The organism is Paenibacillus nicotianae (genome assembly GCF_042681745.1).
In the GTDB taxonomy this organism is placed as follows: domain Bacteria; phylum Bacillota; class Bacilli; order Paenibacillales; family Paenibacillaceae; genus Saccharibacillus; species Saccharibacillus nicotianae.
Genome location: NZ_JBHUGF010000011.1, coordinates 703,318 through 723,121 on the forward strand (window position 1 = coordinate 703,318; position 19,804 = coordinate 723,121).

General features: G+C 35.1%; 18 protein-coding genes. All 18 read left to right on the forward strand.

The annotated features are described in order from the left end of the window. Window positions 1-5: 5 nt before the first annotated feature. Window positions 6-776: a flagellin N-terminal helical domain-containing protein gene (locus ACFSGI_RS21890; protein WP_204827167.1), complete on the forward strand. Its 771-nt coding sequence runs from the start codon at window positions 6-8 to the stop codon at window positions 774-776. A gap of 173 nt (window positions 777-949) precedes the next feature. Then, a complete protein-coding gene (locus ACFSGI_RS21895; protein WP_204827168.1) occupies window positions 950-1,330 on the forward strand; it encodes a flagellar protein FlaG in 381 nt (126 codons plus the stop codon). A gap of 12 nt (window positions 1,331-1,342) precedes the next feature. Next, on the forward strand, window positions 1,343-2,821 hold the full coding sequence (fliD, locus tag ACFSGI_RS21900; RefSeq protein ID WP_204827169.1) for a flagellar filament capping protein FliD: 1,479 nt from the start codon (window positions 1,343-1,345) through the stop codon (window positions 2,819-2,821). 16 nt (window positions 2,822-2,837) lie between these two features. After that, window positions 2,838-3,221, forward strand: a complete 384-nt coding sequence (gene fliS / locus ACFSGI_RS21905) for a flagellar export chaperone FliS (RefSeq protein ID WP_204827170.1) — start codon at window positions 2,838-2,840, stop codon at window positions 3,219-3,221. Between the two features lie 2 nt (window positions 3,222-3,223). After that, entirely contained in the window at window positions 3,224-3,571 is a 348-nt protein-coding gene (gene fliT, locus ACFSGI_RS21910) for a flagellar protein FliT (protein ID WP_204827171.1), read from the forward strand. Window positions 3,572-3,694: 123 nt separating this feature from the next. After that, window positions 3,695-5,521 carry a motility associated factor glycosyltransferase family protein gene (locus tag ACFSGI_RS21915; RefSeq protein WP_204827172.1) on the forward strand — a complete coding sequence of 609 codons (1,827 nt, stop codon included), beginning with the start codon at window positions 3,695-3,697 and terminating at the stop codon, window positions 5,519-5,521. Continuing rightward, window positions 5,478-6,494, forward strand: coding sequence for an SDR family NAD(P)-dependent oxidoreductase (locus ACFSGI_RS21920; RefSeq protein WP_379284389.1), 1,017 nt, complete (start codon window positions 5,478-5,480; stop codon window positions 6,492-6,494). The genes ACFSGI_RS21915 and ACFSGI_RS21920 overlap by 44 nt, the downstream gene beginning before the upstream one ends. A 119-nt stretch (window positions 6,495-6,613) precedes the next feature. Further along, window positions 6,614-7,345 (forward strand): cytidylyltransferase domain-containing protein, encoded by a 732-nt coding sequence (locus tag ACFSGI_RS21925; RefSeq protein ID WP_204827174.1) that lies wholly within the window; start codon window positions 6,614-6,616, stop codon window positions 7,343-7,345. A 1-nt stretch (window position 7,346) separates the two neighbouring features. Next, window positions 7,347-8,426 carry a UDP-2,4-diacetamido-2,4,6-trideoxy-beta-L-altropyranose hydrolase gene (gene pseG / locus ACFSGI_RS21930; RefSeq protein WP_204827175.1) on the forward strand — a complete coding sequence of 360 codons (1,080 nt, stop codon included), beginning with the start codon at window positions 7,347-7,349 and terminating at the stop codon, window positions 8,424-8,426. Between the two features lie 59 nt (window positions 8,427-8,485). Next, on the forward strand, window positions 8,486-9,532 hold the full coding sequence (pseI, locus tag ACFSGI_RS21935; RefSeq protein ID WP_204827176.1) for a pseudaminic acid synthase: 1,047 nt from the start codon (window positions 8,486-8,488) through the stop codon (window positions 9,530-9,532). After that, the gene (locus tag ACFSGI_RS21940; protein ID WP_204827177.1) at window positions 9,533-10,489 is read left to right on the forward strand and encodes a dTDP-glucose 4,6-dehydratase; all 957 of its coding nucleotides are present in this window, start codon (window positions 9,533-9,535) and stop codon (window positions 10,487-10,489) included. Window positions 10,490-10,526: 37 nt separating this feature from the next. Further along, entirely contained in the window at window positions 10,527-11,723 is a 1,197-nt protein-coding gene (gene pseC, locus ACFSGI_RS21945) for a UDP-4-amino-4,6-dideoxy-N-acetyl-beta-L-altrosamine transaminase (protein WP_204827178.1), read from the forward strand. A gap of 1 nt (window position 11,724) precedes the next feature. Continuing rightward, entirely contained in the window at window positions 11,725-12,192 is a 468-nt protein-coding gene (locus ACFSGI_RS21950; RefSeq protein WP_204827179.1) for a GNAT family N-acetyltransferase, read from the forward strand. Window positions 12,193-12,282: 90 nt separating this feature from the next. After that, window positions 12,283-14,328 (forward strand): sulfatase-like hydrolase/transferase, encoded by a 2,046-nt coding sequence (locus tag ACFSGI_RS21955; RefSeq protein ID WP_204827180.1) that lies wholly within the window; start codon window positions 12,283-12,285, stop codon window positions 14,326-14,328. A 50-nt stretch (window positions 14,329-14,378) separates the two neighbouring features. Beyond that, window positions 14,379-15,977: a phosphoenolpyruvate mutase gene (gene aepX, locus ACFSGI_RS21960; protein ID WP_204827181.1), complete on the forward strand. Its 1,599-nt coding sequence runs from the start codon at window positions 14,379-14,381 to the stop codon at window positions 15,975-15,977. Further along, window positions 15,974-17,110, forward strand: a complete 1,137-nt coding sequence (gene aepY, locus ACFSGI_RS21965; RefSeq protein WP_379284396.1) for a phosphonopyruvate decarboxylase — start codon at window positions 15,974-15,976, stop codon at window positions 17,108-17,110. Before aepX ends, aepY begins: the two co-directional genes overlap by 4 nt. Next, on the forward strand, window positions 17,103-17,795 hold the full coding sequence (locus ACFSGI_RS21970; protein ID WP_204827182.1) for a class I SAM-dependent methyltransferase: 693 nt from the start codon (window positions 17,103-17,105) through the stop codon (window positions 17,793-17,795). Before aepY ends, ACFSGI_RS21970 begins: the two co-directional genes overlap by 8 nt. After that, a complete protein-coding gene (locus tag ACFSGI_RS21975; RefSeq protein WP_204827183.1) occupies window positions 17,789-19,621 on the forward strand; it encodes a 2-aminoethylphosphonate aminotransferase in 1,833 nt (610 codons plus the stop codon). Before ACFSGI_RS21970 ends, ACFSGI_RS21975 begins: the two co-directional genes overlap by 7 nt. The last annotated feature ends 183 nt before the right edge of the window (window positions 19,622-19,804 follow it).

Consider the following 19,804-nt stretch of genomic DNA (forward strand, 5'->3'; position numbering starts at 1 on the left):
CAATAATGATTATCAATCACAATATTCCAGCTTTAAATACACAACGTAACATGGGTATGAACAGCGTGGCAGCAAGCAAAAACATGGAAAAACTATCTTCAGGACTACGGATCAACCGTGCGGCTGATGATGCAGCAGGACTATCCATCTCTGAAAAAATGCGTGGACAGATTCGTGGACTTGAGCAAGCACAACGTAACGTACAAGATGGTATCTCTTATGCTCAAACGGCTGAGGGTGCAATGAACGAAGTGAGTTCAATGCTTGGACGTATGAAAGAACTGAATGTTCAGAAAGAAAACGGAACATACAGCTCTGGCGATAAATCCAATATCAACGCTGAGTTGAATCAATTGGGTAAACAAGTAGATAGTATTCTTAGTAATACTACATTTAACGGAATTAGTATTGTTGGTAGCGGCGTTAAGATCCAAGCGGATGATAAAGCTTTCAGTATTACTGTTTCTGGTATCAAAACGAGTGGTTTTAAAGGTTTGTCTGCGGGTACTAAATTATCTGCAATCAGTACAGCAATTGAAAAAGTAGCAACACAACGTGCGAACTTGGGTGCTGTGCAAAACCGTTTGGAATACACTTCTAATAACTTAGGAACAACAGTAGAAAACTTAACAGCATCTGAATCACGTATCCGTGATACAGATATGGCTAAGGAAATGGTAGCATTGTCCAAAAACAATATTTTGGTACAGGCTTCTCAATCGATGTTGTCCCAAGCAAACTCTTCACCACAGGGCGTATTGTCCTTACTGCGTTAATACGAAAAACAAGTACTCAAGACTCTGCCTTTGGCAGGGTCTTTTTACTTATTTATGTGATATACCTTAAACAATTGCTTGTAAAGACCGATATAGATAGTAACAGACTAAACAGACCACGAATAGAATAAATGACAACTTACACATAATCATATTGAATAAGGAGGTTCTGCATGGATCCAATTACATCTTCAGGAAATATGGGAAGTACTATACCAACTCAGCCTACCATAGTTAAAAAAGAAGTAAGTAATGAGCCTAAACCTAATGTGGCGATTGAACAAGCTATTATAGCTGCTTCTCAACCTACACAAGCGACCAAATTACAAAATCAGGAACAAGCTATCAAAGATTTGCAAAAAACAATTGATGCTATTCAAGGCCCACAAAAAGCATTTGAAATCTCAGTACATCAAGAAACACATGCGATTATGATCAAAGTGAAAAATAAAGAAACAGGCGATCTGATCCGGGAAGTTCCTTCCGAAAAAGTATTGGATGCTTTAGCAAAATTAATGGAAGTTACAGGGCTTATTGTCGATAAAAAGGTGTAGGAGGAAAACGATATGGTTACAAGAATTACTGGTTTGGCCAGCGGAATGGATATTGATGCAACAGTTAAAAAGTTAATGACAGCCGAAAAAGCTCCTCTTACTAAATTAACTCAACAAAAGCAATTGGTTGAATGGAAGCGCGAAGGCTATCGTGATGTTAGTACTAAACTTGTTTCTTTTTTAAATGATAAATTAAGTAATTTGAGTCTGAGTAGTTCTATTAATGCTCAGAAAGCAACAATCACAGGGAACACAACGGCTGTTTCTGCTACAGCGACTGGTGCTGCTAGTGGGGGGGTATTAAATGTATCTGTACAAGGATTAGCTACTGCTACCAATGTGAAATCAACTACTGGAGCAGGCGCTCATGCAAGTACAGATGCTTTATCCACAGTCTATAGTGGAAGTGAAACTTCGATTACGCTAAATGGTACTTCGATTTCATTTAGTCCTTCAGATTCTATTGATTCATTTATGCAAAAAATAAACTCTAACAAAGACGCTGGAGTAACAGCAGTATTCGATCCTTCAAGTGGCAAAATGTCACTGACGAATAAATCTACTGGTAATACTGATCTTAACTTTAGCGGTGGTGCACTAGCGGCATTTGGATTAGATAGTACAGCTACAGTAGCTCAAGGTGCAGATGCACAACTAACTGTAAATGGGTTGTCTGTTACACAGAAATCAAACACTTTCTCAATGAATGGTGTCACAATGACATTAAATTCAACAACACCTGCCGGACAATCTACACAAATTAGTGTCTCAGCAGATACAGATAAGCTAGTAGCAACTGTGCAATCTTTTGTAGATGCATATAATGATGTTTTATCTACTTTGAACACTAAGGTAGGCGAAGAGCGTTATCCAAAGTATGCTCCATTAACAGATGATCAGAAAAAAGATTTGAGTGATGACGAACAGACTCTTTGGAATAAAAAAGCAAAAAGCGGTATGCTTAAAAACGATGATATGTTGCAAAACACTATTTCTAGTATGCGTTCTGCAATGATTCAAGGTGTTACTTTGAGTGATGGTAATAAAGTAAGCTTTGCTCAACTAGGTATTACAACAGGAACATATGAAACACGTGGTAAACTTACACTAGATACAGATAAGTTGAAAACTGCTTTAGAAAAAGACCCTAATATTATAAATAACTTTTTTGGTTCACAAGATAGCAATGCTCTTAATACCAATAAATATACAGATCAAGATGGTATCTTGGCTAGAATGAAAAAAGTAGCTAAATCTTCTTTAGAAAGCTTGGCTAGTACTGCAGGTACATCTAAAGTAAGTAGTGATGCTAACTCTACTTTTCTCGTTAATAGTTTAATGGGAACACAGTTAACTGGTATGGACAGACGTATCTCTGATTGGAACAGTCGTCTAAATACGATTGAAACTAATTATTACAAGAAATTTACTGCAATGGAAACTGCTATCAGTAAATACAATAGTCAGTCGACAAGTCTTTCGAGTCTTTAACTAAGGAGGTGATAGAGTGATTAAATCACCCTATCAAAAATATCAACAAGCTCAGGCACAGACGGCTTCAAAACCTAAACTTCTCATTATGTTATATGATGGTGCAATTCGATTCGTTAAAGCTGGTGTTGAAGGAATTAATGAGAGAAATTATGAAAAAGCAAATAATAATTTGTGCAAAGCACAAGCTATTGTACATGAATTAATATCATCATTAAACTTTGATTTTGCAATTGCTAATGAATTAATCGTCATTTATGAATATATGCTTCACTGTCTGATTGAGGCAAATGTGAAGAAAAATGTTGATCTTGCAGAGGAAGTATTGACTCACCTTTCAGATTTACGTGAAACATGGTTAGAAGCAAGTAGACTTCCAGAAGCTGCAAATGGTGTGTGATAATGAATAGTGTACAGAATCTGAAAGAGAGTTTAAATCAGCTGGATCAATTAACACAAGATATAATTAGTCGTCTTCAATTTATTACTGAAGAAGAAATATTAGATTTTGTAGATAAGCGTGAAGCTATCGTAGAACAACTACAAAGTTATCGCGATGTTGTTACAGATCAAGATAGAGTAGACATCCAGAAGATTTTAGACTGTGATTCGTTGATTATGAACAAATTGAATTCTTTTAAAGATCAAGCTGGTAATTGGTTGGAAAAGCAAGGAAGTATTCGTAACCAGCATACTGCTTATCATCAAAGTTATGTGACAGATAGTTTTTTTATCGATCATCTTAAATAAATGTCATAAAAATCCACCTTTGTCTATGCTGACAAGGTGGATTTTTGTATGTAAATGTTCACTTCAATCTCTGTAATTCCGATATACTACATATAGAAAGTAAATACACAAGCGAATGGTGGTATGATAGTGTCTAATTTGGAACTGAATATGGAAGTGCTACATCAACGTTTTAAACACGTAGCTCAAAAGATGCTTGTGATTGAATCGGAAGATATAACAGATAAACATTTTGTTCAAGAACCTTGGGATAAAGATGAGAATTGGTTAGAAGCTGTAAAAGGTTCTGTTGGAGATTTGAATATTATTTTTGTCTATGGCTTTGGACAGGGATTAGGGATAGCAGATCTGTTGGAAATGTATCCTAATCGTTGGTTGTTTGTATATGAACCGGATGAACAAGCCTTCTTAAATACGATGAGCAACTATGACTTTCGAGATTTATTAAGTCATCCTAATTTACAATGGGTTTCTGTTGGAGAAACACAGTTAAATATGTTGTTTTATTTAGTCTGTAGCTATATGAATCAGGAAATGGCGTTTGTTGCTTTGCGACATTATTTAGATAACGATATGGATATACTACGTGAAGTTAAAGAAGAATTTAAAGAATACAATATTACGTTTAATTCCAATAAACAAACACAACAATTTTTCCAAGAAGATTGGCTTCGTAACGGTTTATATCAAATGGCAAGTATGTTTTCTACACCTTCAATCGAAGAATTGCAAGAACAAGTTAAAGGCACTACAGCAGTTATTATCTCATCCGGGCCATCTTTGCAAAAAGATATAGAGTGGGTTCAGCGCTTGAAGCCACATGCACTAATTATTGCAGCTGGATCAAGTATCCAAGCTTTGGTTAAAAATGGTATAAGACCTCATTTAACAGTCGTGATGGATGGCGGTGTTATCAATAATAAAGTTTTTGAAGATCCTAGAACTTTAGAATCTCCATTGTTGCACACTTCATCTGCTTATTATGAAATATCTGCACGCAAACCAAATCATTTAATTCATAGCATTATGAAAAATGATGTGGCTTCTCAATACTTTATGGGATTGCCTGAAGAAGAAGTTATTATTTCTTCTACCCCGACCGTAGCTGGTACTGCAATGCAAGCAGCTATACGTTTAGGCGCAAAGCGTATTATTATGATGGGGCAAGATTTATCTTTTCCTGGAAACAAATATTATGCTGATGGTGTCAGTCATATGAATAATGAAAAGATACAATCTGATGTAGACACAGCAAAAACCGAGGTTCTTAATGTAAATGGTACGTATAATACAACCAACCAAAGTTTTATGTTTATGAAAGATTCTTTAGAAGATTTGGTTACAGCTTTTGCTGATGTTGAATTTATTAATTCGACGCGAAATGGTGCATCTATTGAAGGAACGGTCTGGATGCCTATTGAAGAAGTGTATGACTTGATTAAAAACGAGCAAATAGATCAGGAATGTATTATTAAAATGAGTGATAAAGCTAATTATGTAATAGATAAACAAAAAGTCACAAATGTAACTAATAAAATTAAAGCTACTACAGACGATATGATGATGATGAAAAATGAAATTAAAGATATTCAAAAATTGCTAAGTAAAGTTCAAGAGCTTAGTCGTACTAAACCTGTTAAAGGTCAAAGAACGATGGAAAGTATAGAAATTGCTTGGGGTAAGCTGGTTCATCGCGAATGGTTTGATCCTATTTTAGAAACAGTATTGCCTACTTCTATAAAAGTATTTGATCAACAATTGCCTATTATTGTTAATGAAAAGAATTTGGTTTTGAAATCGGATCTTATTTATAAACATTTAGGAAAAGTACTGAAAGATATTATTGAGAAGATTCCAAGTCTTATCGAACTATTTACAGAATCTATTCGTCGTATTGATGAAATTAATGGACAAAGGATCGGTGCAAATGGAAAAACGGATGTATCATAATAAAAAGATTTTGGTGACAGGTGGTACTGGAACGATTGGAATTACCTTAATTAAAAAGCTATTAGAAGAAGATCCGCAAGTGATTCGGATTTTTAGTCGAGATGAATATAAGCAATATGAAATGAGTATAGCTTTACAAGAACACGCGTCTAAACTGCGTTTTTTGATCGGAGATGTTCGTGATCAACAGCGGTTAGTACGTGCTATGGAAGATATTGATTATGTATTTCATTTAGCAGCTATGAAACATGTTCCTTTCTGTGAATATAATCCATTTGAAGCTGTTCAGACAAATGTGATTGGTACACAAAATATTATCCAAGCCGCAGTAGCAAATGGTGTACAAAAAGTATTATTTACAAGTACAGATAAAGCTATCTCTCCTACAAACACGTATGGAGCGACCAAACTTACAGCAGAACGTTTAATTTCAGCAGCGGAATATCAAAAGGGTCCTAAATCAACAGTATTTTCATCTGTTCGTTTTGGTAATGTAATGGGTTCTCGTGGATCGGTTATTCCATTGTTCAAGCAACAAATCTTAGATAAACAAAAAATTACGATTACAGATCCAGATATGCTTCGGTATATGATGACACCTACTCAAGCAATTGAATTGATTATGAAAGCTAATGAAATTGCTGAAGGTGGCGAAGTATTTGTTTTGAAAATGCCTACTATTCGAATCGGAGATTTAGCAGAAGTATTAGTAGAAACGGTATCTCAAAAATATAATGTACAAGAAAGTGTTGAAATACAATCAATAGGACTTCGTCCAGGAGAAAAACGTTTTGAAGAGTTAATGACTATGGATGAGCATTTGATTGCTAGTGAAACAGAAGAAATGTTTATTATTCCGGCTGGATTTAATACGAAACCGGCTACCTTAAAAAATGAGATCACTAGCCTTGATATGACACCTATTAATAAGGAAACAATTAAAGAATGGATACTGAAAGAAGAATTAGTATAACTTGTTCTATACAATATTTTATATATAAAGGAGGAGAATTATAAATAAAGTTGTTCTATTTTAATATTTTGATTTGAGTAACACCTATTTTGATTTCAACGTAGAAAGGAACCCATTATATGAAAAATATTATTATTATCCAAGCCAGAATGGGGTCTTCACGTCTTCCAGGAAAAATATTGTTACCTTTAGGAAAAAGTACAGTTTTAGAATATGTAGTATCAAGATGTCAAAAGATTAGTGATGTCCAACATGTAATTGTTGCTACATCAACATTACAGCAGGATGATCAAATTGAAGCATGGTGTCAAGAAAAACATGTGGACTGTTATCGAGGATCAGAAACAGATGTACTATCTCGGTATTATGAATGCGCTATTCAGTATCAACCTGATTATGTTATTAGAGTCACATCAGATTGTCCTTTTGTAGATTTTGAAACGGCCGCACTCGCTATTGATGCTATGAAGAAAGAACCTTCAGACATCCTTATTAATCGACAACAATCTGAGGCGACTCGTGGATTGATTGTTGAAATGATTAGCTTTAAAGCATTGGAGAAAATTTATCATATTTCTACTGAACAGAGACATCGAGAACATGTCACTTATTATGCTTATGAGTATGCTGAAGAATTTAAACAAACTATTTTAGATTTACCTTCATTTATGTTACATCCAGAATTACGATTAACTGTAGATACAGAAGAAGATTATAACTTATGCACAACACTAACCGATCATTTTGGAGATCGTACAGATATTTCTTCGTCAGAATATATTCACTATTTATTACAGCATCCTGAGATTGCTAAGCTGAATGCACATATTGAACAAAAGCCGGTAATATAAAATGAAAAAGACAGTAATGATACGCGCGGATGCTTCTGAAATAATTGGCTCTGGTCATATTATGAGATGTCTTGTTTTGGCAGATGAATTACAGAATCATGGAGTAGAAGTTATTTTTATATGCAGAACTTTACAAGGTGATTTATCAGAATATATTACAAAACGTGGGTTTCGAGTTTTGAGCATATCAACGCAAGAGCATCTATCAATAAGTAATCAAGATATAGAGATTGATTTTATTATTGATCAAATTCAGAACTTACATCTTGATCCATCTTGGCTAATTGTAGATCATTACGAAATCGATGAATCATGGGAATTAGCATTAAGAAAATATGTTAAACGCATTCTAGTTATTGATGATCTTGCTAATCGCAAACATAATGCTGATATTTTGATGGACCAGAATTTGATTGAAAATGGTGAAGCTCGCTATCACAACCTTGTTCCTAGCACATGTGAATTGTATGTAGGACCTCAATACTTATTGTTGAGATCTTCGTTTTATAAACAACGAAAAGTAGTAAAAAAACGATCGGGAAAAGTAAAAGAAGTATTGTTATTTTTCGGCGGAAGTGATCCAACCAACGAAACGCAAAAAATTATGGATTCTATTCAAAATGATATCTTTTCTAATCTGCATTTTAATCTTATTATAGGAAATTCTTATGCTTATCAAACAAGCATAGTACAACAATGTGCTACTTTAGCACATGTTCAGTTATATATTCAAACAGAAAACATGGCTGAGATTATTGCTACATCTGATTTTTGCATAGGTGCAGGAGGAAGTGCAATGTGGGAACGTTGTTTTTTAGGATTGCCTTCTGCTGTAACCATAGTAGCTAACAATCAATATCCGTCTGTTTCTATGGCAGAACGTCTAGGTATAATATGGAATTTGGGAAATCATGAGCAAATAAATTCTTCTCATTATACCGATATCTTATTGAGAGCAATGTCTTCACCACTAGATCTTATAAATATGAGTAAGCATGCCTTAGAAGTATTAGAAAATGAAACATCATCAGAACAAAATATTATAACTAGTATTATACTGAAAAAAATGGATCAAATTTGATTAGACTGTAAAGTAATTCTAGATAGGATTCATCAATGAATAGGAGGAATAAATTATATATGGAATTTCAGATAGGATCGCATTGGATTGGTAAAAATCATAAACCTTTTATTATTGCTGAGATGTCAGGCAATCATAATCAATCCCTAGAACGTGCTTTAAGTATTGTAGAAGCTGCTGCAAAAGCAGGAGCTGATGCGTTGAAGCTACAGACATATACAGCAGATACCATGACATTGGATATTCATGATGCTGAATTTTTTATAGAGGATGAGAACAGTCTTTGGAAAGGAAATTCATTATATAAATTGTATCAAGAAGCCTATACACCTTGGGAATGGCACAAACCTATTTTTGATCGTTGTGCTGAATTGGGTATGCTAGCTTTTAGTACGCCATTTGATGAAAGTGCAGTTGATTTTTTGGAGTCTTTAAATGTACCTGCTTATAAGATTGCTTCTTTTGAGAATACTGATATTCAATTAATTCGCAAAGTAGCTGCTACAGGTAAGCCTATGATTATTTCAACAGGAATGGCATCTATTGCTGAAATTGATGAATCAGTGCGGGAAGCTAGATTAGCTGGTTGTAAAAATCTAGTCTTACTGAAATGTACAAGTACGTATCCTGCCACTCCTTCAAATACAAATATAGTAACTTTACCTCATATGGAACAGCTCTTTAATTGTTTAGTAGGTATGTCTGATCATACGATGGGTGTAGGTGTATCAGTTGCAAGTATAGCTTTAGGAGCAACAGTGATTGAAAAGCACTTTACATTACGTCGTGCAGATGGTGGTGTAGATTCTGCATTTTCATTAGAACCAGAAGAATTACAATCTCTAGTGATTGAAACAGAACGAGCATGGCAATCGCTTGGACAAATTACGTATGGAGCGACTGAACGTGAACAGCCATCACTTAAATTACGTCGTTCATTATACATTTCTCAAGATTTGCATGCTGGCGATATATTAACAAAAGATAATGTAAAAGCGATTCGTCCAGGTTTGGGACTTCCGACAAAATATATGGATCATTTATTAGGACGTACTGTTGCAAAAGATGTAGCTAAAGGAACACCACTGACTTGGGAGGTTTTTTAAATGTTGAATAAGAATATTTTATTAACTGGTGGTGCTGGATTTATAGGGCGCTGGGTAGCTAAAAAGTTGTTAGATGATGGATACCAATTATGGATTTTAGATGACTTATCTAATGGACAAGAATCTAATTTGAGTGAATTTCGAGATCACCCTAATTTAAAAGCATTTATTAAAGGTACTATTTTAGATGAAGCATTACTTAATGAGTTGTTTGAACAAAATCGTTTTGCTGTTTGTTATCATCTAGGAGCTTCTATTAATGTACAGGATTCTATTGATGATCCTCGTACTACTTTTAACAATGATACCATTGGAACGTTTTATATTTTAGAACAATGTCGTAAATACAATACAAAAGTCGTATTTATGAGCACTTGTATGGTGTATGATCGTTGCAGTGATATTAAGGGAATCGACGAACTTCATCCTACGAAGCCAGCTTCTCCCTATGCGGGTGCTAAAGTAGCTGCTGAGAATATGGTTCTTTCTTATTATTACGCTTATAAACTACCTACGGTGGTGATTCGTCCATTTAATACGTATGGTCCTTTTCAGAAAACAGGTGGTGAGGGCGGCGTAGTAGCCATTTTCCTTAAAAATGATTTGGATGGAAAAGATCTGAATATTTACGGTGATGGAACTCAGACTCGTGATCTTCTTTATGTTGAAGACTGTGCACGTTTTGTAGTAGTCGCAGGTTTTAATAGTAAAGTAGATGGAGAAATTGTGAATGCTGGCTTAGGTCGTGACATTACAGTCAATGATCTAGCTTTAACAATCACAGGTGATTCCTCAAGAATTAAACATGTTGAACATATTCATCCGCAAAGTGAAATTCCTAAACTGCTTTGTAATTCAACTAAAGCAGGAGAATTAATGGAATGGAAAGCAGAAGTGTCTTTAGAAGAAGGAATCGCTCGTACAAGAGAATGGATTAAGCAAGGCGGTTTGAATTAAACATCATCTGATCCACACTGAGGGGAGTTATGACTGGATGACATCAAATAATGATATACAACATGCTACAAGAACAACAATGCTACCTTATGGGCAACAATGGTTAGATGATGAAGATATTGCAGCTGTTGTTAAAGTATTAAAAGGTGATTTTATAACACAAGGCCCCGCTATCCAAGAGTTTGAGAACAAAATAGCAACGTATGTAGGAGCTAAATATAGTGTTGCCTTTACCAATGGTACGGCTGCTCTTCATGCAGCTTGTTTTGCTGCTGGTATTGGGCAAGGCGATGAAGTTATTACAACGCCTATTACTTTTTTGGCAAGTAGTAATTGTGTTCTCTATCAAGATGCTACTCCTGTTTTTGTAGATATTGATGCTAACACATATAATATTGATCCTAGCCAAATAGAAGAAAAGATTAACGCTGATACAAGAGCTATTATTGCTGTAGATTTTACAGGTCAACCTGTAGAAATTGAACGGATTGCAAAAATAGCAAAACAGCATAATTTGGTACTTATTCAAGATGCTGCTCATTCATTAGGAGCTGATTATGCTGGTCGTAAGATTGGTGCATGGGCTGATATGACAATGTTCAGCTTTCATCCAGTGAAGCATGTAACTACAGGAGAAGGTGGAGTGATTGTTACAGATAATGAACAATATTATCGTAAACTCATTCAATTTCGTAGTCATGGAATGACTAAAGATCCTAACGAGTTACTGAAAGATGAGGGACCCTGGTATTATGAGATGCAATCCCTTGGTTATAACTATAGAATGACAGATATGCAAGCTGCTCTTGGAGCTTCTCAAATGGATAAGCTTGATAGCTTTGTTAATAGACGCAGAGAAATTGTCGGGAAATATAATCAAGCATTTGCAGATCTACCGGGCTTAGTACTTCCGTATCAACATCCAGATGCGCATTCTAGTTGGCACCTCTACGTTACGCGGTGGCTTCCAGAATATTTTGATGGAACACGTAAAGAAATTTTCGAAGAGTTAAGAGATTTAAATATCGGTGTTCATGTTCACTATATTCCTGTCTACTTGCAACCTTATTATCAAGAGCTAGGATATGCCAAAGGATTATGTCCAATAGCAGAACAGTATTATAGTTCCGCTATTACATTACCTGTATTTCCAAAAATGACAGATGAAGATATCGATGATGTGATTACTGCTGTAAAAAGTGTATATTCTCATCGGATTAAAAAGGAAATATAAGATGAGTGAAATAGAAGTTAACTTTAGAGAAGTCATATATGAGGATATATGGCTTCTTTATAATTGGTCTAATGACCCTTTAAGCAGACAAATGTCATTTAGTTCAGAACCAATTCTTAAAGAAGAACATGAGAAATGGTTTGCACATGTTATGGAAAATCCTAATATTGTTCTTCTCATTGCAGAAGTTAATAATGAACCTATTGGTTTTGTAAGATTTAATATTTCAAATGACGAGGCTGTTATTAGTATAGCTATAAACCGTTCTCAAAGAGGTAAAGGTTTAGCAGTCCTTATGATTAATGAGAGTATTAAATACATCAAAAAAATAAAATATATTGAGCATATTTATGCTTATATAAAAGAAGAAAACGCCCCTTCTATTCGTACATTTTTGAAAGCAAATTTCTTGTTGGTAGAGAAAGAAAAAAAGGAAGATTACTTTTATTTGAAATTCAGATACTCTTAATCATTTGCATAGATAGAATACTTTTTAAATAAGTTAAAGGTTTTATAATTACACTACTGTTCGAATTGAAAAGAAACGAGATGACCTTATATGAGAACGTATCCTATTAAAAGAAACATTAAAAAACTAGCGTCATTACATCAAGCGATTAAAGCTTCTTTTCAAAATAATGATCCTGTTACATTAGATAGCAATATAAAAAATTACGAAGATATAAATTCAGATGCGAATCTGATATCTATTAAAAGTAATTATTTTTTCCAAAAAGGGGATTATGATTCAGCAGAAGCTTTGATTAAACATGGACTTAAAGTATATCCGTTTCATTTTGATCTTCACCTTAATTTAGGAATAGTCTATGAACTGAAATATCAAATGGCTGATAGTTACTACCAGTATATAAGAGCACTAAAATTTGCTTTTACAGATCAAGATCGTGAATTGATTGAAACGTATATCAATCGAATGAATTTATTATTAGAAGAAATTTATCAAGAACATCCACAAGAACTTATTGATATTTTAAAATATAGTGGTCGTATATTAGATGAAAGAGATCATCGTGAATTTCCTTTAGATTCTTATTTTGAAAGTACGATTCGTTCTCCTAAAGCTGTAGGAACAAAAGACGAATATATGACTAATATGTATAGAACAATCACAATAGCTGATGTAGGACTTCAGACTTCACAAGCGTATATAACAGAAAGTTTAAAAGGAAAAGTTTATGATTCGGAGCATCAAATTGTTTTGAGTCAAGCTTCAATCTTACCGATATCTACTTTGAGAAGTGATACTTATATTGATTTTGAATTAAATAACAAAACATATTCTTTTTCTAGTAATGATCTAAAATATAATTCTTTTCAATACTTACGATTCAATGAACCCGGAACTCTTACTATTGATATGAACAATCCTTTATTTATAGGTAAACCTATCTCGATCAAAGGGGAGTCGGATAAAAAAAGATTAGTTTTCAATATTTTTATAGATGGAGTTTCAGAAGTCTTTTTACAAGAAAATAATATGGAAACATTAATGCCATATACTCATCAATTTTTTGAGAACGGTTTGTATGCTAAAAATTGTTATGCTACCAGTGAATGGACATTGCCTAGTATCGCAAGCATATATACGGGGAAATATACAACAAACCATCATTTGTATCATCCTGAATTTAATTATGATTTTGCAGATTATAGTAAAATGATTCAGGAACATTTTGAAGAAGCTGGTTATATGACTACTCAAATTAGTGGAGATTGGCGTGTGACTCCAGCACACGGATACCATAAAGGATTTGATCGTACTTTATATCAAAATTTTACGGGTGGAATGGATTGTCGACAAGTAGTTATGGAATCTATGGAACAACTTGAAGCATTTAAAGATCAGAATAATTTTTTGAGTATTTCATTGAGCGATTTGCATCATGTTCCAGATGAGATTAATCATAATCTAGCTATTCAGACCAAAGTCGATATCAGTCAACGTTTAAATATGAACAAAAAAGGCAGTACTACTGTTTTAACACCTTATGATCAGAACAAACATAATAAATATGGACTTGAGCTTACACGTCTTGATTTCTATTTAAATATTTTATACACCTATATCAATGAGAACTTTAATAATGAGGATATTCTTGTTGTATTATATTCAGACCATGGACAATCCTTTTTGAGCGAAGATCCATTTTTACTTAACGAAAGTAGACGCAAAGTTCCATTAATGATCAAAGGTGGATCTACACCAGTCGGAACATCTAATGAATTGATGGCTACAATAGATATTTTACCAACGCTGCTTCATCTGGCTAACTTACCGGTTGCTACAGAGATTGATGGTCAATTGCCTGTCGTATTCGGTGGCGATAGTGCTAGAACATTTACTTATACAGAAGCGATTCATCCGAATCAGACCTATAAAGCAGCTTTGACCGATGATACGCATCATGTTTATTTTGAGAACGGAACTGCTATTGAAAATGATGGCTTAATTGATCTTAATCAGTACACTCTTAGACTGATTAACAAAGTGACAGGGGAAGATGAAACAGAATCACTTGCAGATCGAGCAGATTATTATGAACAGATCATATGGGAACATATTCAGAGCAATGCCAAATTTTAATGCAATCATGTTTGAGAAAACACTAACTTAAAGACAAGGATGAAATAAAGATGAAAAAAACGCAAATGCTCAAACAGATGATTACTAGCTCTGAACTTGATTTTATTATGGAAGCTCATAACGGGATATCTGCCAAAATTGTAGAAGAAGCTGGATTTAAAGGGATCTGGGGCAGTGGACTGACGATTTCAGCTTCATTAGGTGTACGGGACAATAACGAAGCTTCATGGACACAAGTACTTGATGTGATGGAATATATGAATGATGCTACTACTCTTCCTATTTTATTAGATGGAGATACGGGTTATGGTAACTTTAACAATATGCGCAGATTGGTGCGTAAGTTAGAACAACGCGGTGTAGCCGGTGTATGTATCGAAGATAAATTATTCCCTAAAACCAACTCATTTATCTCAGGAGAAACGCAACCTCTAGCTGATATTGAAGAATTTTGTGGCAAAATTCAAGCGGCAAAAGAAACACAATTGGATGATGATTTTTGTGTAGTTGCACGCTTGGAATCATTTATTGCTGGTTGGGGATTGGATGAAGCTTTACGGCGTGCGGAAGCCTATCGGTTAGCAGGAGCAGATGCTATCTTAGTGCATAGTAAAAAAGCAGATAGTTCAGACATTGAAGCCTTTATGAAAGAATGGGGCAATCGTCATCCTATCGTCATCGTGCCGACCAAATATTATTCTACACCTACAGATCAATTTAGAGATATGGGCATCAATATGGTGATCTGGGCAAACCATACGCTTCGTTCTGCTATTCAATCGATGCAACAAACCGTACAACAGATTTATCGTGATCAATCGCTGATCAATGTTGAAGGCAAAATTACGACTGTTTCTGAAGTGTTCAGTTTGCAAGGAGCAGATGAATTAAAAGAAGCAGAAAAACGATACTTGCCAACATCCGGTAAAAAAATTAATGCTGTTATTTTGGCAGCGAGTCAAGGTAGTCTGGGTGAACTGACTCAAGATACTCCTAAAACGATGCTAAAAGTGAACGGTAAGCCGATACTAAGCAGACAAATTGATGATCTTAACAAAGTAGGGATCAAAGATATTGCTGTTGTGCGTGGATTTGCAAAAGAACAAATCGCTTTGAATAATATCGCAACAATAGATAATGATCAATATGCTTCTACACAAGAGTTGAGTTCTTTATACCTTGCGAAAGACAACTTAGCGGGTAGTGCTACTCTAATTAGTTACGGAGATATTATCTACAAAAATTACATTTTAAATGATCTATTGAATGATGAAAATGATATTACGATTGTAGTCGATGCTGATCCTGAATTGTCTGGTAAGCCTCAAGATTTTATAGTGTCTGAAAAGCCTTACTCACGCAATATGTATTCAACCGCAGTAAAGCTTGTTAGCATTAGTGAATCTAACGATTATACTTCATTTAATGGAGAGTTTATCGGCTTATGGAAAGTCTCACAACAAGGTGCTGAAGCTGTAAAAGCCATATTGGAAAAATTAGCACAGCAATCAAACTTTAACCAATTAACAGTAGTGGATCTTTTTAATGAATTAGTTAAAGAGTACCCTATAGCTATTAAATTTATTAAAGGGGATTGGCTGAATATCGATAGTATTGTTGATTTACAAAAAGCAGGTGAACTGCTGTGATCGAAACAAAAGCTTTTGGTACAGAACTGAAGCGTTTGGGGTTCGACTTTTTCACAGGAGTGCCTTGTTCTTTTTTGAAAGATTTAATTAATTATGCGATTAATGAATGTGATTATGTAGGAGCTGCTAATGAAGGAGATGCTGTGGCTATTGCTAGTGGAGCTTATCTGGGAGGACGCAAAGCTGTCGTATTGATGCAGAATTCAGGCTTAACTAATGCAGTGTCGCCACTTACGTCATTAAATTATACATTTAAATTGCCTGTGCTTGGATTTGTGAGTCTGCGTGGAGAAGCAGGAGTAGCAGATGAACCTCAACATGAATTGATGGGACAGATTACAACTCAAATGCTAGATCTTATGCAAGTAAAATGGGCGTATCTTGCTGATGAATGGGAAGAAGCACAAGCTCAATTACAACAAGCAGATGAATATATTGCTCAAAACCAGACGTTCTTTTTTGTAGTTAAAAAAGGAACGTTTAATAAAGAAGCATTACAACAATCTACTCATGATTTAGCGCATCAACCGAGTACTATCAATCGCCCTACTGATACTGGCTCTTCACTGCTAACTAGATTTCAAGTATTGGATACTATTAATCGGTTAAAAGATTCCAGTTCGATTCTATTAGCGACAACTGGATTTACAGGTAGAGAGTTGTATGAAGTGGAAGATTCCGCTCAAAATTTGTATATGGTCGGTTCTATGGGTTGTATAAGTTCACTTGGATTGGGAGTATCATTAGCACAGCCTTCCAAAAAAGTGATTGCAATCGATGGAGATGGCGCTTTATTAATGAGAATGGGTAATCTAGCAACTAATGGACAATACGGGCCTTCCAATTTGCTACACATTGTATTAGATAATCAGTGTCACGATTCTACAGGTGGTCAAGATACGGTATCAGCGACTATTGATTTTGCTACAATCGCTGCTGGATGCGGATATCGTCGTATTGAAGTGGTCTATACAGCCGAACAATTAGAAGCGGCGATTACATTATGGCAACAACAGCCACAACTTACATTCATCTATATACCAACGACCAAAGGAGCGAAAGATAATTTGAGTCGTCCGAGTATTAAGCCTTATGAAGTGAAAGAAAGGCTGGTGAAGTATATCAATGGCTGATTGGAAAGAGATTTGGTCACGTACCCGACAACTTCCAGCAGAAAAACAAGATTTACAATTTTTAATTGAAGCAGATGGTTTCAACTCAGGTGCAGGCAAAATTGCTGCGCCTGATTGGTTAGCTTATAGCTCATACGTTACTCAATTAGCACAAATTTCTTCCAATGATTCTATTTATGAAATTGGTTGTGGTAGCGGAGCATTTTTGTATCCTTTTTATCAACAAGGACATGCTGTAGGTGGAATCGATTATTCTGCTAATTTGATCGAAATTGCTAATATGGTGATGCCAACGATGAATTTTGATGTTCAAGAAGCTTTACAATTGGATGTATCTGATTCTTATGATGTTGTTATCGCTAATAGCGTTTTTCAGTATTTTCCTTCTTTAACGTATGCTACAGAAGTGATTGAACGTATGTATGAAAAAGCTAATAAAAAAGTGATTTTACTGGATCTCAATGATATTGCTTTTGAAGAGGAAGCACTAGCTATTCGTAAAGGCGCTCTATCTGAAGGCGAATATGAAGAGAAGTATAAAGGTTTGGATCATTTGTTTTACGATCGGAATTTTGTAGAACAGCTTATGCAAGGCAAACAGGCTAGCGTTCAATCCAGTGATCAACAGATTCAAAATTACGGTAATAACAAATTTCGATTTAATGTGGTGATTGAGAAATGGTAAATACAGCCGTTATTGTAGCAGCAGGATTAGGTAGCCGATTAAAAGAACGTACAACTCATCAACCTAAAGGATTTGTTGAAATCGATGGGCTTGCTATAGTCGAACGTTCTATCCAACAAATAATCGCTTCAGGAATAGAGAAAATTGTTATCGGAACAGGATACCTTTCGGTATTTTATGAAGCATTGTCTGAGAAATATCCTCAAATCACTTGTGTGCATAACAAAGATTATCAGGATAGCGGTAGCATGTATACGTTATATCAGATGCGAGAGACGTTAACATCAGATTTTTTATTGTTAGAGTCTGATTTGTTATATGATCCGTCAGGATTAAACTATTTATTGGATGATTCTGCGAAAGACCTTATTCTAGCTAGTGGTACTACGCATTCCAACGATGAAGTCTATATTGAATATGATCATAACCATTTCCTTATCAATATGTCTAAACAGTTATCTGCATTAAAAAGTGCTGATGCTGAACTTGTAGGGATATGCAAAATTTCAATAGATACGTATAAGCGTATGTGTCAATGGTCAGCAAAAGTATTTGCCGAGCACTGGAAATGGGATTACGAACAAGCATTAGTGGCTGTCAGTCAGGAGAAACCATTGCTAGTTCAAAAAATAGAGCATTATGTATGGTGTGAAATTGATACAGAAGAACATCTAGTACGTGCAAAGCAAGACATTTACCCTAAATTACAACGTTCAACAGAGCCATCTTTTCCTATTCGGCGAAATATTTTACTCAATCCAGGACCAGCAACTACAACAGATACTGTAAAACTAGCTCAAGTGATCCCTGATATTTGTCCGCGTGAAACCGAATTTGGTCAGTTGATGAAATGGACAGCAGATCAATTGACTTCTTTTGTCGCACCTACAGATGAATTTACGACTGTATTATTTGGCGGATCTGGAACGGCTGCGGTAGAAGCTGTGCTGAGTTCTGTTGTAGGTGAAGGCAAACTGTTGATTATTAGTAATGGTGCTTATGGTGAACGTATGGCTGAGATTGTAGGCGCTTATGGAATCGATCATGAGGTGTTCTCTAGCTCTCCTATTATGCCGTTAGCTCTTGATGAGATTGAACAGGTTTTGCAACAACAAAAAGAATTTACCCATGTTGCTGTTGTACATCATGAGACGACCAGTGGACTGTTGAATGATATTGATCGTCTAGGTCAACTATGTGCACGTTACAATGTAGATCTTATTGTAGATGCGATGAGCTCATATGGAGCGATTCCTATAGATATGCCACAGAGTCATATCTCCTTTCTAATATCTAGTTCTAACAAAAATATTCAAGGTATGGCGGGGATTAGCTTTGTTATCGCTAACCGTGACAAGCTTCAAGCACTACAACATTATCAGCCTAAAAATTATTATCTGAATTTGTATAAGCAATATGCCTATTTTGAAAAAACAGGTCAGATGCGTTTTACTCCACCTGTGCAGACCTTTTATGCATTGAAGCAAGCTATTATCGAGACACAACAAGAAGGTATAGCAGAGCGATATCAACGGTATACACGTTCATGGGAAACGTTAATCGTAGGCTTAGATCAATTAGAACTTCAATATTTAGTGCCATTAGAGCATCATTCCAAAATTATTACTACTATTCAAGAGCCAACAATAGATGGATATGATTTTGATCAAATGCACGATTATTTATATCGCTATGGGATTACAATCTATCCGGGCAAAATTGGCAAATTGTCTTCTTTCCGTATTGCTAACATTGGCGAGATCGATCATCAAGATATCACTTATTTCCTCGAAAAGTTAAGCGATTATTTGAATACTATTCGGTAAAATAAAGGGTTTGCGCAATAGAACTATTTACGAATAATAAGCAATCATGTATATTCAAATTATAAAAATTCGTAAATAACAATCAAATCAATAAAAATGTAATATAATACCATGAAAGTATTTACTTTACCAATTGACATTTACCCACCAAATTTGGTATATTTAGAGACGTAGGCAATGTCT